This is a genomic window from Shewanella sp. 1180_01, assembly GCF_052850535.1.
The window spans coordinates 105,389-120,758 of record NZ_VXCT01000010.1 but is presented as its reverse complement, the minus strand read 5'-3'; the positions used below and the strand labels follow the sequence as shown (position 1 = coordinate 120,758).

General features: G+C 47.2%; 14 protein-coding genes, 1 pseudogene and 1 riboswitch. Of the genes and pseudogenes, 8 read left to right on the top strand and 7 right to left on the bottom strand.

Translation table 11 applies throughout. From position 1 onward, the window contains the following. The coding region (locus FW758_RS08295; protein ID WP_446445142.1) for a hypothetical protein at positions 1 to 370 on the bottom strand (370 nt) is incomplete at its 3' end. Positions 371 to 660: 290 nt separating this feature from the next. Between FW758_RS08295 and FW758_RS08290 the strand changes: the two genes are divergently transcribed. After that, positions 661 to 792 (top strand): hypothetical protein, encoded by a 132-nt coding sequence (locus tag FW758_RS08290; RefSeq protein ID WP_342897812.1) that lies wholly within the window; start codon positions 661 to 663, stop codon positions 790 to 792. On the opposite strand, the gene FW758_RS08285 is transcribed toward FW758_RS08290, so the two are convergent. Both FW758_RS08285 and FW758_RS08280 read right to left on the bottom strand, forming a co-directional pair. After that, complete coding sequence (locus FW758_RS08285) at positions 781 to 1,239, bottom strand: GIY-YIG nuclease family protein (RefSeq protein ID WP_446445141.1); 459 nt, start codon at positions 1,237 to 1,239, stop codon at positions 781 to 783. The genes FW758_RS08290 and FW758_RS08285 overlap by 12 nt on opposite strands. 11 nt (positions 1,240 to 1,250) lie before the next feature. Beyond that, positions 1,251 to 3,386: a S9 family peptidase gene (locus FW758_RS08280; protein ID WP_446445140.1), complete on the bottom strand. Its 2,136-nt coding sequence runs from the start codon at positions 3,384 to 3,386 to the stop codon at positions 1,251 to 1,253. 167 nt (positions 3,387 to 3,553) lie between these two features. Continuing rightward, positions 3,554 to 3,783: riboswitch (FMN riboswitch) on the top strand. 192 nt (positions 3,784 to 3,975) lie between these two features. Between FW758_RS08280 and ribB the strand changes: the two genes are divergently transcribed. Both ribB and FW758_RS08270 read left to right on the top strand, forming a co-directional pair. After that, complete coding sequence (ribB, locus tag FW758_RS08275; protein WP_011848186.1) at positions 3,976 to 4,629, top strand: 3,4-dihydroxy-2-butanone-4-phosphate synthase; 654 nt, start codon at positions 3,976 to 3,978, stop codon at positions 4,627 to 4,629. A 441-nt stretch (positions 4,630 to 5,070) separates the two neighbouring features. Continuing rightward, entirely contained in the window at positions 5,071 to 8,295 is a 3,225-nt protein-coding gene (locus tag FW758_RS08270; RefSeq protein WP_446445139.1) for an EAL domain-containing protein, read from the top strand. 94 nt (positions 8,296 to 8,389) lie between these two features. Here FW758_RS08270 and ftnA read toward each other — a convergent pair whose 3' ends face one another. Next, a complete protein-coding gene (gene ftnA / locus FW758_RS08265) occupies positions 8,390 to 8,926 on the bottom strand; it encodes a non-heme ferritin (protein ID WP_006083664.1) in 537 nt (178 codons plus the stop codon). A 349-nt stretch (positions 8,927 to 9,275) separates the two neighbouring features. Between ftnA and moeA the strand changes: the two genes are divergently transcribed. From moeA to FW758_RS08245, 4 genes are all read left to right on the top strand, one after another. Further along, the gene (gene moeA, locus FW758_RS08260) at positions 9,276 to 10,529 is read left to right on the top strand and encodes a molybdopterin molybdotransferase MoeA (RefSeq protein ID WP_268650073.1); all 1,254 of its coding nucleotides are present in this window, start codon (positions 9,276 to 9,278) and stop codon (positions 10,527 to 10,529) included. A 10-nt stretch (positions 10,530 to 10,539) separates the two neighbouring features. Then, positions 10,540 to 11,307 carry a molybdopterin-synthase adenylyltransferase MoeB gene (gene moeB / locus FW758_RS08255; RefSeq protein ID WP_446445138.1) on the top strand — a complete coding sequence of 256 codons (768 nt, stop codon included), beginning with the start codon at positions 10,540 to 10,542 and terminating at the stop codon, positions 11,305 to 11,307. 113 nt (positions 11,308 to 11,420) lie between these two features. Then, positions 11,421 to 12,083: a Bax inhibitor-1 family protein gene (locus FW758_RS08250; protein ID WP_446445137.1), complete on the top strand. Its 663-nt coding sequence runs from the start codon at positions 11,421 to 11,423 to the stop codon at positions 12,081 to 12,083. 17 nt (positions 12,084 to 12,100) lie between these two features. After that, positions 12,101 to 12,358, top strand: coding sequence for a putative hemolysin (locus FW758_RS08245; RefSeq protein ID WP_446445136.1), 258 nt, complete (start codon positions 12,101 to 12,103; stop codon positions 12,356 to 12,358). Positions 12,359 to 12,432: 74 nt separating this feature from the next. Here FW758_RS08245 and rlmF read toward each other — a convergent pair whose 3' ends face one another. Together rlmF and FW758_RS08235 are read right to left on the bottom strand one after the other, a co-directional pair. After that, entirely contained in the window at positions 12,433 to 13,530 is a 1,098-nt protein-coding gene (rlmF, locus tag FW758_RS08240; protein WP_446445135.1) for a 23S rRNA (adenine(1618)-N(6))-methyltransferase RlmF, read from the bottom strand. A 58-nt stretch (positions 13,531 to 13,588) separates the two neighbouring features. After that, entirely contained in the window at positions 13,589 to 14,011 is a 423-nt protein-coding gene (locus FW758_RS08235; RefSeq protein ID WP_006083670.1) for a flagellar basal body-associated protein FliL, read from the bottom strand. A 116-nt stretch (positions 14,012 to 14,127) separates the two neighbouring features. Here FW758_RS08235 and FW758_RS08230 point away from each other — a divergent pair, with 116 nt between their 5' ends. Further along, on the top strand, positions 14,128 to 14,691 hold the full coding sequence (locus tag FW758_RS08230; protein ID WP_006084902.1) for a chorismate--pyruvate lyase family protein: 564 nt from the start codon (positions 14,128 to 14,130) through the stop codon (positions 14,689 to 14,691). Between the two features lie 102 nt (positions 14,692 to 14,793). Here FW758_RS08230 and FW758_RS08225 read toward each other — a convergent pair. Next, positions 14,794 to 15,246, bottom strand: a pseudogene (locus FW758_RS08225) (PKD domain-containing protein); the annotation flags it as partial. Positions 15,247 to 15,370 lie beyond the last annotated feature (124 nt).

Sequence of the window (15,370 nt, the reverse complement as noted above, 5' to 3'; positions counted from 1 at the left end):
GATAGCTTTCGTTTTTAAGAGAAACGTGCACGGCTTCAAAGGGACGGTTTTTTACAATTTTATTATTTAGTTCACTGTTTTTTATGAAGTTATATTGATCTCCTGTAATATCAATTGCAACTTCGTCAATTTCTAACCAATAGTGCGTTATTTGATCGCCTATCCCAGTAGCAGCACTAACGCCCTTCACTTCAAGCTGCGGCCATACCTCAAGAAAATGATAAGACAAAAGCATCGATGATAATTTGCAACTCATAATAGGGAAACAATCAATCACAAGTTTCATGTTCGATTTTTCACACTTATCAATTAATCCTCGGAGCTTAAATGCTTCTTCTTTTATTTCGTTAATTGTTGGCAAAGCTCTCATTTCCTTAATGACACACATTATTTTTATAGTACGCATGTGCACTTATATTGTAAGAGCCGTGACACACTGCTCTCACGGTTGTCGAAACCATTACCTACACCTTTAAAAATAAACCATTGACTATAAATGTAATGCATTGATTTTATGTATAAAGATAGCTATTCATGTACAAGAATAAGGTTGTGGTTGCAAAAAATAATATTAAAAAATTAGGCTTGGCAAATCATTGATGCTTGGGGAGATTGTCTAGCTAACAGGATACTCTATGATTAACTGGATTAAGCACTGACATGGAAGTGACCGTTGACGGCATGGATGCCGTCGTCGAGCCTATAGGGACATATTTACGGCGAGTCACTGGAATGACAGTGCTTAATCATTCCTCGTCACAGGACAAGTATGATGCAGCGTTAACGCTCTAGTACTCCACATCCAGACTCAATCAATGCCAGCTTTTGACTGCGGCTTAGCTTTTTAACTGCAATCTCACGACGTAGTGCATCACCCTGACAACCAACCTGCTCTTGATACATCAGCGTTAATGGACCTTTACCGCGCAGATACTTAGCGGATTTGATTCCACCCGATTGATGCTCGCTAAAGCGTCGCGCTACGTCGGTGGTGACACCTGTGTATAAATGCCCGTTGGCGCAGCGGACTAGATACAAATACCAGAGGGGTGCTGATTTTATGGGTGTAGGCTTCTGTGGTGCAGGATTTAATGGTACGGGATTCAGCGAAGCTTCTGTCACTGCATCTTTGGTAGCGACAGCGCTAGCCACTGGGGCAAGTGTGTCTGCCACCAGTGACTCATGTTGCTGTAAAGCGCCTCTGTCAGTATTGCCTAGGCTGACGGCTGAGCCAGTCACTTGCGAATAACCTACTTCGCCATACCTAATAGTCTCAAGAAGAAGGCATATTCTTGGGCTGTGTCTTGGTACTGACGATAACGACCACTCTTACCGCCGTGGCCAGCTTCCATATCCACATTGAATAACAACACCTTATCATCCATCTTGTACCACTTATTCTGTACATCGCGCAGTTTAGCGACCCACTTGGCGGGTTCAAAATACTGCACTTGTGAATCATGCAAACCCGTCGTCACTAACATGTGTGGGTATTCTTGCTCGGTGACATTGTCGTAGGGCGAGTAACTCAGCATGTAATCGAAATAGGTTTTCTCGTTCGGATTGCCCCACTCGTCGTACTCATTGGTGGTCAGCGGAATCGACTCGTCCAGCATAGTCGTCACCACATCAACAAACGGCACATGGGCGGCGATGGCAAAATACTTGTCCGGCGCTTGGTTAGCAATCGCGCCCATTAGCAAACCACCCGCGCTGCCGCCAGAGGCAACAACCTTGTTTTTGTCGCCATAACCTTGCGCCGTTAATGCCGTTGTTACGTCAATAAAATCATTGAAGGTATTTTGCTTATTCAACAGCTTACCGTCGTCATACCAAGGGCGACCGAGCATTTCTGAGCCGCGCACATGGGCGATGGCATACACAAAACCGCGATCGAGCAGACTGATAACAGATGAAGAAAAATCGGGTTCAACTGTGTAACCGTAAGATCCATAACCGTATTGATACAGAGGGTTAGTGCCATCTTTCTTGAATTTATCTTTACGATACACCAAAGAAACCGGCACTTTCACACCATCACGGGCGGTAATAAACACACGTTCGGCACGATATTGGCTGGCATCGAAGCCGCCTAAGACTTGATCTTGTTTCAATAAATCCCGTCTATCGGGATTCACTAGCGAATATTCGTATACGGCTTCTGGCGTTGTCAGGCTAGAGTAGAAAATGCGTAACTTATTGCTGTCTTGCTGAGAATTAACATCTAAACCCATCACATAGGCAGGCTCATCAAAGCTCAGTTCGAAAGGCTTTTGACCATTGAACGGCATCACTTTAATGCGCGTCAGGCCATTTTCGCGGGTCTGAATAATCAGATAATCCTTGAGCACTAACTCATCTTCAATACGGGCATTGGGGTTATGCGCAACCACTTCTTGCCACTTAGATTTGTCCGCCGAATCTTTGATGGCAACTTTCATCAAACGGAAGTTAGTCGCCTGCCAGTTGGTGAGAATGTAATAAGTATCACCCAGCTTAGACAGGCTGTATTCGTGGCCTTCTTCCCGCGCTAACACTGGCTTGAATAAACCCAAAGGTTCGCTGGCATCGAGCACTGACACTTCGCTCGTGGTGGTGCTCTCTTGGAACAACACAATTTGCGACTCATCTAAGGTTTTGCCCAGCGAGATATAAAAAGAATCGTCTTGTTCTTCATACACTAACACATCGCTCGACTGCTTAGTGCCCAGCTCATGGCGATACACTTGGTAACCAAGTAAGGTCTGCAAATCTTTGGCGATATAGAACACATGTTTGTTGTCGTTCGCCCACACTACGCGACCTTCGGTGTTTTCAAGCACGTCGACGATCATGTCGCCCGAGGCCAAATCTTTAAAATAGATGTGATATACACGGCGGCTGAGGACATCTTCACCAAAGGCCAACATGGTTTCATCTGGGCTGACACTCGCGCCGCCTAAGCCATAAAACTCATGGCCCTTAGCTCGCTCGTTCACATCCAGCATCACTTGCTCAACGCCATCGGCGCCCTTACGGCTGATTAACGGATATTCGCCGCCTTCTTTATAACGACTGTAATAGCTGTGCTGGTGCCATTGGTAGGGCACGCTCGACTCATCGGCGACTAAGCGCTCAGTTAACTCTTTAAAAAGGCCATCTTGCAGCGGCTTTAAGGGTTTGAAATAAGCCGCAGTGTAGCGATTCTCAGCTTCGAGATGGGCCAACACTTTAGGATCTTTGCGCTCATCATCACGCAGCCAATAGTAATCATCGGTACGGGTTACGCCATGTAAAGTCATCACATGGGGGATTTTTTCAGCAACTGGGGCGAGTACTTGCCCTTTTGAGGTCGAACAACCGGATAACAACATGGCAATACCTAAAGTTAGCAGCAGAGATCGCATTTATACGTCCTTGTGACGTCCATAACGACCGTCGCAGAATGCAACGGCAAATAAATTAGCATGATAGTGGTCAGGTGTGCACTAGCGCAAACATTGAACGCGAGAAGTTGCCATTCGCGGTAAATAAGAGCAACATAACGGCGTTTTTGAGCGCAAACAGCTCAAAAGCAAATTCTCAGGGCGGGGTGAAACTCCCCACCGGCGGTAAATGGGTAACGGCTAAGTGATTATTTTACTGAGCCCCCCAAAGCCCGCGAGCGCCCGAAATCACTTTCGGGGTCAGCAGATCTGGTGCCTTAGATTTTGCCTAGTGCAAAACTGACTATTCCAGAGCCGACGGTAATGGACTGTTTGCTTTAATGGCGACAGTGCTGAGTCCGGATGGAAGAGAATGTAAGACAACACCTTGTAGTATTTAAGTGCAACGCGCTTATGTATTGCAGTGTTAGCCTCATGTTTTGCAATAACTTCACCCCAAAGTGAAGTGATATTGCTACAGCAAAATCGAGCCATTAGGTTTGATTTGGTTGTATTTCTGCACGCCCTGATTCTGGATATTCCAATGTCGTATTTTTTAAGGATATTAACCATGAATCAGTCTTTACTTGCTCCTTTTGGTACTGCTATCGAACGCGTTGAAGCGGGTCTTAATGCCCTGCGTCAAGGCCAAGGTGTGTTAGTTGTCGATGACGAAGATAGAGAAAACGAAGGCGATTTAATTTTCGCTGCCGAGACACTGACGAACGCCCAAATGGCCATGCTCATCCGCGAATGTAGCGGTATTGTTTGCCTATGTTTACCCGATGAAAAAATCAAAGCCCTCGAACTGCCTGCGATGGTCGAGCACAACTCGAGCCAATACGGCACGGCATTTACTGTGAGTATTGAAGCGACTGTCGGTGTAACGACTGGGGTTTCTGCCGCTGACCGCGTGACCACCATTAAAGCCGCGATTGCCGACAACGCTAAGCCAAGCGATCTCGCTCGCCCTGGCCATGTGTATCCACTTCGCGCCCAACCGGGCGGCGTGTTAACTCGCCGCGGCCATACCGAAGGCACGATCGATTTAGTGCAACTCGCTGGCTTAAAACCCGCAGGTGTATTGTGTGAAGTCACTAACCCAGACGGTACTATGGCGCGTTTACCCGAAATTATCGCCTTCGGCGCACTGCACAATATGCCAGTGCTGACGATTGAAGACATAGTGGTCTACCGTAAATCGCTACTGGCGAAGGTCGGTTAAGTCAGACCTCAATGGCCTAAACTTAGGTCATTAGCTAAAAAATAAAGGACGTTTCGCTGCGGCAAACGTCCTTTTTATTGGGTGTTATTTGCAGCCCAACTTCGCCTATCCCACTTTTTATATCTTCCCTAAATCACTGCCCATGGAACATGAAATAAAGTCATTCTTTCGAATAATAAAAACTGCCTCACATCACAGACAAATGAAATGTTTGTTTGATAGGCACAAAATATGCTAATAAAAATAGTTATTTAGCTCGATATATAACAATTTGCTTAATTTCGTGACCTAGATTAGATATCCATAAACTAAAGGTCGCGGTGACTGGCCGCCTATGTTAAATATTCTCACCCTGTGCCTAGTTCCATTTTCAACTCAAGTTCAACGTGATGACGTTGAATTTCTTTTTTTTGACTAGGCGAACGAGTGGAGTGATCTTTAATGCCGTCAGCGCTACACCACCTTAGTTTGAAGCAAAAGCTCATTCTATTTTCGCTTGTCCCCTTGTTGATGATGAGTTTTTTTATCCTGACGCGCATGCATGGCTTAATAAATGAATCACACTCGGCCAAACACAACCATCTTGCGGTGCAGGCGACGGTACACATCACCGAATTACTGTATCAGTTGCAGAACGAATATGGTCTGAGCACCAACCAACTGCCTACCGATAACGCGCTAGTCACGCAACAACAGGCGACCTCCAAAGCTCTCGATACGTTACTTAATAGCGAACCTTTAGCCCACCTCAGTGAGTCGCTCGATCCTAAGAGTATTGAAGCCAGTCAGATGAACGCATTATTAGATGCCATCACACTCACAGGCCACAGACTCGCCAACGCACGTCAAACTCTTGCGAGCGAAACACAAGGCTCGTTTAGTGATCTCTATAGTCAACTGCACACTCAGCTATTACAGCTCATTCAACTATTGCAGTTACAAACCAACGAAATCAGCCAATCCCGCGCCTATACCGATTTAATAAACTTGCTGATGGTGCAAGAACTCGCCGTAAAAGAACGTAGCGCGATCAATCATTTGCTGCTCAGCGACTCACTCAATCTGAATGATTACCGCACCATAAGCTCCTTCATGTATGAATATGGCCGAGCTTTGATGCACGCGAGCAGTGCCGCGATTTCCGATAGAAAATCGTTACTGAAAAACCTGCAAGATTCGCCAGAGAATCAACGTATTCTGCAAATTAGCCAACAAATCGAGCAGCAAACCCGCATTAGCGCACTGGCACAAAATATTAATGCCAACTTAGGTTACGGTGGCTTAATGGGGAGTTTTCAGGACTATCTGCTAAAGGGCGATGACGTTTCACTGCAAAAATTTAATAGCGCGCTGGCGACGATTCACCTCAACTTAGATGAACTCAATCACGAGACCCGCTTTCTTCCCAAATTTAAGCCAGCGCTGAAAACCATTGAGGACAGCATAGATCAATACCAATTCAGTATGGCCAAGCTGCTGCAATTGAAGCAGCAAGGCTTGCCGATGGTGGAGATCAACGCCATCGCGCAAGTCCCAGCCAGTGAGGACAGGTTAAGCCAAGCGATGACACAGCTGCTAATGCCGCCACATCCGATTGACAGCCAAAAATGGTGGGCGCTCACCACCCAGCGTATTGAACAACTGCATCAACTCGCCAAAGACATCACCCAAACCATGGCGCAACAGAGCGAGTATCAACAAAACCAAGCCCTGACTTTCCTCGGCCTGTACTTGTTATCAGCGCTGTTCACCGCAACCGTTACACTCTGGCTCGGACAGAAGATCATTCGCAACTTTATGGATAAAATAACTAAGATTGCCAATGACATGCAGCAAATGGCGGAAGATCCTAAGTTCAATATCAATATCCGCGTTTCAGGTACTGATGAACTTGCTCGCATGGCCCGTGCCATGAACCGGATGATCAGCGAACGGCAGAAGGCGAACCATGCCCTTACCCGCGCCGCTGCGGTATTTGACTATTCTGCCGAGGGCATAATGGTGACTGATGCCGATAACCATATCGAACTGGTCAATCCGGCTTTCTGCAATATTACTGGCTATACATTGGAAGAGGTGAAAGGCCGCAGCCCATCCATCCTCAGTTCTAGCCGCCATTCGCAGCACTTTTACACCACCATGTGGGAGTCGCTGCAAACGGAAGGAAAATGGGAGGGTGAGGTTTGGAATAAGCGTAAAAATGGCCAAGTGTATCCCGAGTATCTAGCCATTACAGTGGTGCGAAATGAGCAAGGACAAATAATCCAACACATTGGTTTATTTATGGATATCAGTAAACGTAAACAATATGAGCAAGATCTTTGGTATCAAGCCAACTTCGATGCGTTAACGGGGCTGCCTAATCGTAAGTTGTTTAATGAGCGCCTGCAGCACGAAATCCATGTGGCGCAGCATGACTCACGCAAACTGGCAATTCTGCTGATTGACTTAGACCAATTCAAATACATCAACGATGTACAAGGCCATGCCACGGGCGACTTATTACTTAAAGATGTGGCCAAACGCTTAGAAGGCATTGCGGGTAAAACCGACTTTATTGCCCGCATCGGGGGTGATGAATTTGTGCTTATATTGCCGCGACTGACTAACGAACTCGCCATCGAACACATGGCAACGCGTATTATCGAAACCTTGGGCATGCCGTTTGACTTAAATGACCGCGAGATCCAGATTTCGGCCAGCTTTGGTATCGGCGTCTATCCCGAAGATGGCCTCGATGTCAGCTCACTCACCCGCAATACCGAAACCGCCATGTATCAAGCCAAAGACGCGGGACGGAATAACTTCAAATACTTCACCGCGGGCATGAATCAAGCCATGTTCGCCCGGATGGAATTAGAGCAACGCCTGCGCCGCGCCGTGGCACAAAATGAATTTGCCCTGCATTATCAACCCATAGTGGATATGCAAACTGGAGTGGTCTGCAGCGTCGAAGCCCTTATCCGCTGGCAAGACCCCGACTTTGGCCTGATCCCACCGGATCAATTTATCCCGCTGGCCGAAGAAACCGGACTGATAGAACCTATGGGCGAATGGGTGCTCAACCAAGCCATGCATGATCTCAGGCAGTGGCAGAAAAGTGGCTTAAAAATCAATGTTGCGATTAATGTTTCCGGTCGCCAATGTATCAACACCCGTGGCATGGGATTCGACCAAGTGCTGCAGGAATGCTTTAACCGCCACCATGTGAACCCGCGCAATGTGCATATTGAGATCACTGAGAGCATGCTGATGGGCGATGCCAGCCATTGCTTGAGCACGCTCGAATCGATTCGCCATTTAGGCTCGCAAATCTATATCGATGATTTCGGTACAGGTTATTCTTCCCTGAGTTATTTGAAAAAATTCCCTATTTCAGTGATTAAAATCGATCGTAGCTTTGTGGAAAATGCCCTCGAAAGTAACGCTAATGCTAACTTAGTCAAAGCCATTGTCATGATGGGGCAAAGCCTCGAAATGGAGTTAGTGGCCGAAGGCATAGAAACCGAAGCCCAGTGGCACTTTCTGCGGGATTTAGGTTGCCACTTCGCCCAAGGATATTTGATCTCTAAACCGCTGCCCTTCGACGAGATCACGCCCTTGCTGCACATCAAGCACACAGCACTGCTCAATCATGATTACCAAGATAGTTGTGTGAATATCTAAGATGCTGAAAGCTAGCAACTAATAGCAAAAAGAATTGAAGAATAAATAGCAAAAAAGCAGCCTAGGCTGCTTTTTTGTGGCGAATAAAACGAGCTTAAGCCTGTGGTTGGCCTTGACCGTTCATTATGCTTTCGCCGCCCTTAGAGGCTAACTTAGCTAAATCTTTATCGATAAAGAACAGTGCCTTACCATCTTCACCCACTAAACGTATCTTATCGACAATCGACTTGAACAGCTTTTCTTCTTCGTGCTGCTCGGCCACATACCATTGCAGGAAATTAAAGGTTGAGTAGTCTTGATTCGAAAAGGCGGCATGGGCCAAGGCATTGATCTGACTGGTGATCAACTGCTCATGCTCATAGGTAAGTTCGAACAGAGCCAGTAAAGAACTAAACTGTGACTGCGGCGCTTCGATCGCCCCTAACAAAGGTAAGCCACCGGTTTCACTCACATAAGTGAACAGACGACGCATATGGCCCATCTCTTCGTCCGCGTGCTCACGCATAAACTTAGCTGCACCTTCAAATCCCTGATCTTCACACCATGCGCTCATTTGCAGGTATAAATTTGAGGAGAAGAACTCCATATTAATTTGTTCATTCAACTTTTCGATCATAGTGGCTGACAGCATAGTAAATCCTCTTTTGCATTCGAACTGAATCATGGGGCACATTGTCATCAAGGGGGTCGACAAAAGCAACAAAATTTACCTTTAGATTTTTAGCTAAGTTAATGATTCATTGATAAAAATGATTTTCATTTGTCCAGCGACTCGCGTTCAGCCTTCGACTTAGCTGCGCAAATTGCGTTACTTATTGCTAGGTTATCATCCAAAGTGGCAGGAAAAACTGACTGGCCTATCACAGAAACTCACATGCAAATCATAGCCATCGCCGATCACCGTGGCATAATAGCCAATCATAGTCAGGTGGAAATTCATTCAGCGTCATCACGACCCATTGCATATAAGGCAGACCCTCATGTCCGTAAAAGCCGATCCTTGTTCGCAACCTAGCTTAATGCATCCAGATCAAGCTATTCCCCTTTTGCTCGAACAAGTTAGCCCAGTGTCAGACACCGAAGTCGTATTGCTTCCCCATGCCCTTGGCCGCGTCCTTGCGGAAGATCTCGCTTCCTGTATAGACCTGCCACCCTTCGACAACTCCTCCATGGACGGTTACGCCTTCCGTTTTGTCGACTTGAATACGCAAACCAATCACACCTCATTACGCCTTATCGGCAGTTCGTTCGCCGGCCATGGTTTTGAAGGTGAAGCTAAACCTAATACCTGCATACGGATCATGACGGGCGCGCCCGTGCCTGCGGGTTATGACACAGTGCAGATGCAGGAAGAAGCCGAAGTTGAAGGTGAGATTATTCATATTCGCCATCCTAAGGCGCAAGGTGCCAATGTGCGTTGCCGTGGCGAAGAGCTGACCCAAGGCACTAAGGTGCTCACTGCTGGTATTCAAATTGGCGCTGCCGAACTCGGCGTATTGGCCACTATTGGTATCAGCCAAGTGCGAGTCTATCGTCAACTTAAGGTGGCGTTTTTCTCCACGGGTGACGAACTGCGTCCTGTTGGCAGCGAACTCGCGCCGGGGCAAATTTACGATTCAAACCGTTACTCGATTCAAGGTTTACTCAGCCGCGCTAATGTGGAATGGCTTGATTTAGGCGTAATAGCCGATGATCCTGAAGCCATACGTCAGGCATTTCGCCAAGCCGCCAGCCAAGCAGACATGGTGTTGACCTCGGGCGGCGTGTCGGTCGGCGAAGCGGATTTCACGAAACAAATTCTCGATGAAGAAGGCAAAATCACCTTCTGGAAACTCGCCATCAAACCAGGCAAGCCCTTCGCCATGGGAAAAATTGGCAAGGCGGTATTCTGTGGTTTACCGGGGAATCCCGTGTCTTCTATGGTGACGTTTTATAAGCTCGTTTGGCCTATCCTGAACAAGATGCAAGGTTTAACCCCAGTCGAGCCTTTGATGTTAGACGCCACACTCACCACACCGGTGCGTAAACAACCGGGCCGTGTCGAATATCAACGGGGCATTTTAAGCCGTAATGCACAGGGCAAACTCGAGGTTGCCATTACTGGTAGCCAAGGTTCAGGTATGTTGACCTCAATGAGCCTAGCGAACTGTTTCGTTTTATTGGAACAATTCCAAGGGGATACTGACGCTGGCACGCAAGTGACGGTCGAGCCCTTTAACAGCGTGCTCTGCTAGGAAAATATCCATGAATGTGCCTGACGATATTCTCAGCGACAGCGAACTCTTAAGATACAGCCGTCAGATCTCCATCAAAGCCATGGATATCGACGGCCAAGAACACCTAAAACAAGCGAAAGTGTTGATGATAGGTGCAGGCGGATTAGGCTGCGCCGCCAGCCAATACCTCACTGTTGCGGGGATTGGCGAGCTGACCTTGGTCGATTTTGATCACGTTGAACTCTCTAACCTGCAGCGCCAAGTGCTGCATCAAGATGCCAATGTCGGCCAGCCAAAAGTCGAATCGGCCAAACAGAGCCTGAGTCAGCTCAATCCCTTTATTAAGATCAACATTATCAATGCAGTATTAGATGATCATGAGATTGACGTCCTTGTCGCCAATCACAATCTAGTGCTCGACTGCACCGATAATGTCAGTGTGCGCGAACAACTCAACCTCAGCTGTTTTAAGCATAAAGTGCCCTTAGTCTCCGCAGCGGCAATTCGGATGGAAGGCATGGTCACAGTGTTCGATTATCACAGCGAAACACCTTGTTATCATTGCTTTAGCGCCCTATTTGGCGAGCAACAACTCAGCTGTGTCGAGTCGGGCATCCTAGCCCCTGTGGTCGGCATGATAGGTTGTTTACAGGCGGTTGAAGCCATCAAGGTCATCACTGGTATGGGTAAAACCTTAGCGGGCCGCATGTTGATGATCGATGCGATGACGATGGAGTTTCGTGAGATGAAACTCCCGAAACACGCCAACTGCAGTGTCTGTGGTACTCAGGCTTAAGATATTCTCGCTTGAAAAACGGCTTTACTTGCCTTAAGTTAGCCCGACGCTGGTGAGGCTGAACGACCAGTTAACATAAGGAAATCACAAGGAGGAAATCACAAGGAAAACATATGGATTCGGAAAACAGTGTATTTGATCGCATGACCACAGACGATCCCATCGTTGGCGCAGGTATGTACAACCTCGTTATCGGCCTCACGCTGATTTGGGGGTTTGCGGTTAACTATTGGATGGTCACCAATATCGACCCAGAAGCGATTGCCAGCGTTAATCCTTGGATTTTCTTTATCGGCTATTTTGCCTCCTGTTTTTTTGGGATTTATCTGTTTCAAAAATCGAGCAATCCCGTCGTCAGCTTTATTGGCTACAACTTTGTAGTCGTCCCCTTCGGCTTGATTATCAATATGGTAGTCAGTCAATACGACCCTGAGTTAGTGACAGAAGCCATTCGCATTACTGGCTTAGTAACCATTGCCATGATGTGTCTAGGCACACTCTTTCCCGCCTTTTTCCAGAAAATTGCCGGTGCACTCACGATTGCTTTGGTGCTCGTCATCGTCGTCGAGCTGATTGAAGTGTTTATCTTTAATACTCACCACGGGATTTTAGATTGGATCGTCGTGCTGTTTTTCTGCGGGTATATAGGTTACGACTGGGGACGGGCGAATCAAATTCCGAAAACCATAGATAATGCCATCGATAGCGCAGCCGCTTTGTATATGGATATCATCAACTTATTCCTACGCATTCTGCGAATTTTAGGGCGTAAATAAGTCACCAAGGAGTGTCTATGAAAGGCCTATTACCGTTTACTGCAACTTTACTGCTGGCAACTGCGGCACTCGTGGGTTGCAGCGAAGCTGAAAAACCTGCTGCGCAAGTTAAGATTGCTAATCCCGCCTCTGAGTATTGCATCTCCCAGGGTGGTAGCTTGGCAATAGAGAAAACCGCCGAAGGTGAGCATGGCATCTGTACCTTGCCAAACGATGAAGCCATGGAAGAGTGGGCGTTATTCCGCCGTGATCATCAGGAAGAAAAGCCCCAGTAACAGTGGTTCTTTTACCTTTAAAAAAACAGGCGCCAATAATGGCGCCTGTTTTGTTATTAAGTAAACTGAAAACCTTAATTAGCTAAGTGTTCAGCGCGCCAGATTTTGCGCTTAGCGGCCGACTGAAAGCTCCACGCTAAAACCCGCGTAATTTTATTGCCTTGCTGCATTTCAATCGTCTTCACTGTATCAACGTTCAACTGTGCTAAGGCTTGATAACAAGGTTTCAGGTTTTCTTGCTTCGACACTAGGCTAGTGAACCACAGACATTGCTCTGCAAACATCTGACTCTCACGGATCATAGTCGCCAAAAACTGTCGCTCTCCGCCTTGGCACCAAAGCTCTGCCGCTTGGCCGCCGAAATTCAGCTTAGGTGCAGCCTTTACTGAGCTCCCCCGATTAAGCTGTAGATTATTCACCTTACGCCTTGTACCTTCGCTCGCTTCGGCCATAGAGGCATGAAATGGAGGATTACACAGGGTGAGCTCAAAACGCTCTTCGGCTTGGATTACTCCCTTGAAGACCGCCTTGTCATCTGGCTGTAATCGTAAGCTTATCCGCCCTTGCAGCGCTGGGTTTTGCTCGATAATACTCTGCACATTGGTGAGAGAATGGGCATTGATATCCGAGGCAACAAATTGCCAACCATACACTTGGCGGCCCAATATGGGATAAATGCCGTTCGCGCCTGTGCCAATATCTAATACCCTCGCCTTACTTATGGCACATGACTTATCGCCTTCGGCTAACAGATCTGCCACGTAATGCACATAATCGACGCGACCGGGGATAGGAGGACAAAGTGCGCCCTGAGGAATATCCCAAGAACCAATTCCATAGTGATGTTTGAGTAGCGCCGCATTGAGGGTTTTAACTGCCAGCGGGTCGGCAAAATCTATCGATAGCGCGCCATAGGGCGTGGGCCGCACAAAGGTTTTCAGCTGAGGAAATGCACTGATTAGCGACGGAAAATCATAGCCATTCAAGTGGGCGTTACGCGGATGCAGGGCTTTTTTGATTTCAGCTCTGGGTTTGTCTTTGCTTGGCTTTGCTCTGCCTTTACCTTCAGGTTTAGCCTGCTTGGGTGCTTTTGCTTTTTGGCGGGGGTTCGCTGCGCGGGTTGCGGTTTTCGCAGTCGCTGATGGAACGGATTTCACGGCAGGTTTTGACATAGCAGCTCTTGGAACGCAGTGGGCCGACATCAGTCAGCCCATAAAATAAGACAATGAATTAATCGTACAAATAAGAGGTAAAGAGTAAGTTTACAATCAAGGCTTTACCCGCTTCTTGAGTGAGCAGATTATTGACCATATCGAAGCACTCACGACGGATTTCTTCACGGCCAGTGAGTGACTTAATCTTTTCTTCTGATTGATTGCCCAATACTTCAACAATCGCGGCGCGTAATAGCGGATCGTGACGCTCAACGGTGACCAAATCATCTGGGCTCTTAACCATTAACTCGACGCTGATCTTCACAAAACCTAATTTCTTACGGTTAGAAATGTAGTTAGTGACGATTTCAGGCTCAAAACCATAGTAGGCGTACTCACCCGTAGGCGTCGCTGCAGGTGCCGCTTCTTTTTCATCGGCCGCATAAACACTGAAAACACTGGTAAACAGGATCAGACAGACTGAGAGTAATTTTTTCATAGCGGCTTACGGCTCCCTAAAAACAATAATGGTAATGGAAGAAACTTCCCAATCTATCTGCTCGCGTCGCGACATGCTAGACTGCCGACGTTTGCCTATATTGTAACGAGTATTTAATGAATGTGACTAGCTTAAGCTTCCCCTATGGTGAATCTATTCAGTGGTTTTGTGCCGAAAGCGCTAACAAACTCCCCAAATCGCCCTTGAAAGAATGGTTACTTGCCACTGGCAGCCTAACGCAAAAACTCAAAACTTGCTGCACTCAATTTGAAGTCAAAGTCCTTGGCGAAGGACTGCATGCGCCCTTAGATGGCGAATACCCCCAGCAAGGCTCAGTATGGATCCGCGAAGTGTTACTTTGCCTCGACTCAATCCCTTGGGTATTTGCCAGAACTTTGATCCCCGAAAAGTTAATGGCCGAGCGCCAAGCGGATTTCCTTGGTCTGGGCACCCGCCCCTTAGGTGAACTGCTGTTTAGCCAAGATCATTTTATCCCAGGCAGAATTGAAGTCGCCAGTTTTGAGACCTGTAGCCGCCTCGCTCATTTAGCCGAAAGTTTAGATCAGAGTGTCGAACATGAACTCTGGGGACGCCGCCGCTATTTTCATCACGGTGAACACGAAATGATCGTCAGTGAAATCTTTCTGCCTGCGGCCGAGCAAGCTATCCGTCAGTTATGAACTCGAGCTTTAGCCAAAGCTTGCTTTAATGACTAATGACAAATGACAAATAAAAATGCCTCTAAATTAGAGGCATTTTTGATCTGCTATCACGCGATTAACTTAGCGAATATTTAACTGGCGACGCCAAGTCAATAAGCCAAGGAAAGCAAGGCTCAACCAACCTAGACTACCACCGCCAGAACTCTCATTCGCCGGCGGAGTCACAGGAGGTGTGACAGGGGGCGTAACTGGTGCAGTAACAGTCACTGTCAAACTACTAATATCCTTAGTATTTTGCGCATCAGTTACTGTAAGCGTCACAGTATAAGTGCCTGCGCTTGCGTAGGTATGGGTTGGCGAAGCCGCTGTACTTGTGGTGCCATCACCAAAATCCCAAGCGTAGGTTAATGCCCCCATACCACCATTAATATTACTGGTGAAGTTTACAACTAATTGATTGACCACATTAGTAAAACTGACTTTTAATGGCGCTACAGCATCAGAATTTGCATTTGCTAACCGAATAACCGCAGTGCTGTTATTGCTGGCTTGCGATAGTACCTGCATCAGCAGGCGTATGATTCGGAGCCGCAATACTCGCGCCGCTAATCAATGCCAACATCAGTCCAAACGCTGTCACGCCTTTTGCACTTCGCATTTTTAACATCCTTACTGTAACAGCCAACGCCATTCTATT